This window comes from Pseudoalteromonas sp. S554, from assembly GCF_005930865.1.
In the GTDB taxonomy this organism is placed as follows: domain Bacteria; phylum Pseudomonadota; class Gammaproteobacteria; order Enterobacterales; family Alteromonadaceae; genus Pseudoalteromonas; species Pseudoalteromonas marina.
In genome coordinates this window covers 1-468 of record NZ_PNDV01000135.1, presented here as the reverse complement: position 1 = coordinate 468, position 468 = coordinate 1, and the positions used below count along the sequence as shown (strand labels likewise).

Below are 468 nucleotides of genomic sequence, written 5' to 3'. Positions count from 1 at the left end.
ACATTAGAAAACTCTGTACAAATAACAATGTTATTCATACGAATTTTATTATCAGCTTTTCCAAATTTTTAAAGAGCAAGAGATACAAAAACCTCTCAAAATTAAACACACTCTATTCTCAGGCGATTTAGCTGCCCGATAAAGAATATTTATTTTTAAGAAGTAAAAGTGGTGGAGCTAAGCAGGATCGAACTGCTGACCTCCTGCGTGCAAGGCAGGCGCTCTCCCAGCTGAGCTATAGCCCCACATATGCTGGTCTTATTGTTTAGTTACCGACTTCGTGAAGAAGTGGTGGGTCTGAGTAGATTTGAACTACCGACCTCACCCTTATCAGGGGTGCGCTCTAACCAGCTGAGCTACAGACCCAAACAATAAGTGTTGTTCTCTTTACAATAACAATCATCTGTGTGGACACTACGAACAAATAAGTTCTAAATCGTATAAGGAGGTGATCCAGCCCCAGGTTCC

2 tRNA genes are annotated in these 468 nt (G+C 41.0%); both read right to left on the bottom strand.

The features are described from left to right. Nucleotides 1-169: 169 nt before the first annotated feature. Nucleotides 170-245: transfer RNA gene (locus tag CWB65_RS19170), tRNA-Ala, on the bottom strand. A 44-nt stretch (nt 246-289) separates the two neighbouring features. After that, nucleotides 290-366, bottom strand: a tRNA-Ile gene (locus tag CWB65_RS19165). Nucleotides 367-468: the final 102 nt, after the last annotated feature.